Below are 2,839 nucleotides of genomic sequence, written 5' to 3' on the forward strand. Positions count from 1 at the left end.
GGTCGAGGTCGATTTCCTTGAGGCGTCTTCCTATGGCAACTCGACCGAAAGCTCGCGCGAGGTGCGGATCCTGAAAGATCTGCGCGGCGAGATCGAGGGCCGCGACGTGCTGGTGGTCGAGGATATCGTCGACACCGGCTTTACCCTGAAACATGTGCTGCACATGCTGAACGGCCGGGCGCCACGGCGGCTTGAGGTCTGCGCCCTGCTGGACAAACCGGCCCGACGCGAGGTGCCGGTGCGGGCGAAATGGATCGGGTTCGAAATCCCCGACGAATTCGTTGTCGGCTATGGCATCGATTACGCCCAGCGCAATCGCAACCTGCCCTTTATCGGCAAGGTGCGGTTCCCGGAATGAACCTGCGGCCGTTTCTGCGGATGGCAAAATGGGCGCACCGCCCGCCGTCGCAGCGCCGGGTGGTTCTGGTGCTTGCGGTGATCGCGATCTGTCTGGCGCTGTGGGCGGTCGATCACTGGATCGGCTGGCCCGACTGGCTGACGCTTGAGGGCACGCCGAAAGGCCGGATCAACTAACGCCCGGCCAGCCGCACCGCATCGCGGCCCAGTTCCTCGACCAGCAAGGCCCGCGCCGCTGAAATGCGCGGCACATCGACCAATTCGGCATGACTGGCGACCCAGATCGGGATGTCCAGCTCGGGACCGGTGCCCGCCAGCCGGATCAATCGCGGATCGCCATCGCCCAGCACGCAAGGCAGCGCCGTCTTGCCCAGCCCCTGCGCCACCAGTTCGCGCAGCACCAGAAAGCTGTCCGCAGTGGCCACCGGCGCATCGCACCCGACCTGTTCGCGCAGCCAGACCCCGATCCGCGCCCGCCCCGGCGCGCCGGCCAGACCCAGCCAGCGATCCGGCGCCCCCGCCGTGGCATAGATCGCAAAGCCCAGACTGGCCGCCACCTGCCCGATCATGTCATCGCCCAACTGCTGGGCCGGGCGCACGGTGATATCGGCGTGAAGCCGCGCCAGATCCAGATGCGCATTGGTGCACAAGAGCGACAGTTGCAACCCGGACTCGCGTTTCAACAACCGGCCCAGAACCGCCGGCAGCACCGCGTAACAGAACGTATCGGTCGAGGTCACCCGCACCTCGCCGGTCAGCGGGGTCGAAACCCCACGGATGCGGCGCTCGACCCCGTCCACGGCGATCTTTACCTCGCGCGCGGCCTCGATCACCCGCAGACGATCCGGCAGAATGCTGTATCCCTGCGGCGTGCGTTCGAACACCGGGGCGCCGTGGCGTTCCTCGAACGCGGCGATCCGGCGCAAAACCGTGGCATGGTTCACCCCCAATTGCCGCGCCGCACTGCTGACCGTGCCGGCCTCGGCCACCGCCAGAACGAACCGCAGATCATCCCAATTGTCGCTGTGCATATTCTCACGACCTGCCCGCATTAATTTCGACTGGTATTCTTTTCGCACAGGCTTAGGCTTTTTCACACATCACAATTCTGACAGGGAGAAATTGATGTCTGTTCTTACCAAGTGTGCCGCCACCGCCCTTGCGCTGGGGCTTTCTACCAGCGGCGTCTTTGCCGCCTCGCCGGACGCCAAGATGATCGAAGGCGCGATCAAGGCCCGCAAAGCCGTAATGACACTGAACGCCGCCAATATCGGCGTGCTGGTGGCCATGGCCAAAGGCGATGCCGCCTATGACGCCGATCATGCCGGCAAAGCCGCCAAGAACCTCGACCTGCTCAGCGATCTCAGCATCGGCAGCTATTTCCCGCCCGACTCGGACTCGATGTCGGTCGAAGGAACCCGCGCCATGCCCGAGCTGTGGGATAACCTGCCCGACGTGGCCGCGAAATCCGCCGCTTTGAACACTGCAGTCGATGCGCTGGTTCTGGCGGCCAGCACCGATCTTGAGGCACTGCGCGGCGCGATCGGCCCGGTCGGTGCCGCCTGCGGCGCCTGTCACAAAGCCTATCGCACCCCCGAATAAGCCGATAGCATCGGGCGGCGGCCCAAGCGCCGCCCGCAACCTTTGGGAGTGCCATGCGTCGACTGTTTCTTGCCCTGTTCTGTCTGGTCCTGATCGGGCTGGCCGGGTTCTGGCTGATCACCGCACCGCGGCCCTTGCCCAAGGATCGCCTTACCGGGCTGACCGGTGATGCCAGCCGCGGCGAAACCGTGTTCTGGGCGGCAGGCTGTGCCTCGTGCCACGCCGCCGAGGGCGCCACGGGCGAGGCGAAACTGCGCTTGGGCGGCGGGCAACGCTTTGCCAGCCCGTTCGGCACCTTTCTGGCCCCGAATATCTCGCCCGACCCCGAAAACGGCATCGGCGGTTGGAGCCTGCCCGAGTTCGCCAACGCCGTGCTGCGCGGCGTCTCGCCCCAAGGCGCGCATTACTATCCGGCCTTCCCCTATACCTCGTATCAACACGCCACGGATCAGGACATCGCCGATCTCAAGGCGTTCATCGATGGCCTGCCGCCGGTCGCAACCGCCAGCCAACCGCATGACGTGGGCTTTCCCTTCAACATCCGCCGCAGCCTTGGCGGCTGGAAACTGCTGTTCGCGCGCAGCGATTGGGTGATCAGCGGCGATCTGGACCCACAACTGACCCGCGGTCGCTATCTGGTCGAGGCCCTCGGCCATTGCGGCGAATGCCACACCCCGCGCAATCCGCTGGGCGGCATCCTCCGTAGCAAATGGTTGACCGGGGCGCCGACCCCGGACGCTAAAGGCAAAGTGCCCGGCCTCACCCCCGCCACGCTGGATTGGAGCGCGCAGGACATCGCCTATTATCTGGAAACCGGCTTTACGCCCGAATTTGACAGCGCCGGTGGTCACATGGCCTCGGTGGTCGAAAACGCTGGCCA

General features: G+C 65.4%; 5 protein-coding genes. 4 read left to right on the plus strand and 1 reads right to left on the minus strand.

Annotated features, from left to right (window positions below; all coding sequences use genetic code 11):
• Both hpt and ABYW26_RS12820 read left to right on the plus strand, forming a co-directional pair.
• The coding region (gene hpt, locus ABYW26_RS12815) for a hypoxanthine phosphoribosyltransferase (RefSeq protein ID WP_372605294.1) at positions 1-358 on the plus strand (358 nt) is incomplete at its 5' end.
• Positions 355-534 (plus strand): hypothetical protein, encoded by a 180-nt coding sequence (locus tag ABYW26_RS12820; RefSeq protein WP_372605295.1) that lies wholly within the window; start codon positions 355-357, stop codon positions 532-534. The genes hpt and ABYW26_RS12820, both read left to right, overlap by 4 nt.
• Here the strand turns inward: ABYW26_RS12820 and ABYW26_RS12825 are convergent.
• Positions 531-1,388: a LysR family transcriptional regulator gene (locus tag ABYW26_RS12825; RefSeq protein ID WP_372605297.1), complete on the minus strand. Its 858-nt coding sequence runs from the start codon at positions 1,386-1,388 to the stop codon at positions 531-533. The genes ABYW26_RS12820 and ABYW26_RS12825 overlap by 4 nt on opposite strands.
• A gap of 94 nt (positions 1,389-1,482) precedes the next feature.
• On the opposite strand from ABYW26_RS12825, the gene ABYW26_RS12830 reads away from it, so the two are divergent.
• Both ABYW26_RS12830 and ABYW26_RS12835 read left to right on the plus strand, forming a co-directional pair.
• Positions 1,483-1,959 (plus strand): cytochrome c, encoded by a 477-nt coding sequence (locus ABYW26_RS12830; RefSeq protein ID WP_372605298.1) that lies wholly within the window; start codon positions 1,483-1,485, stop codon positions 1,957-1,959.
• A gap of 53 nt (positions 1,960-2,012) precedes the next feature.
• Positions 2,013-2,839 (plus strand): c-type cytochrome (locus tag ABYW26_RS12835; protein WP_372605299.1); only part of this gene is annotated, 827 nt, incomplete at its 3' end.

The sequence above is a fragment of the Actibacterium sp. genome (assembly GCF_041584535.1).
In the GTDB taxonomy this organism is placed as follows: domain Bacteria; phylum Pseudomonadota; class Alphaproteobacteria; order Rhodobacterales; family Rhodobacteraceae; genus Actibacterium_D.

Excerpts from the sequence above, each read along its gene's own strand:
- ABYW26_RS12820 (WP_372605295.1), top strand. The coding sequence starts at position 355 with ATGAACCTGCGGCCGTTTCTGCGGATGGCAAAATGGGCGCACCGCCCG.
- ABYW26_RS12825 (WP_372605297.1), bottom strand. The coding sequence starts at position 1,388 with ATGCACAGCGACAATTGGGATGATCTGCGGTTCGTTCTGGCGGTGGCC.
- ABYW26_RS12830 (WP_372605298.1), top strand. The coding sequence starts at position 1,483 with ATGTCTGTTCTTACCAAGTGTGCCGCCACCGCCCTTGCGCTGGGGCTT.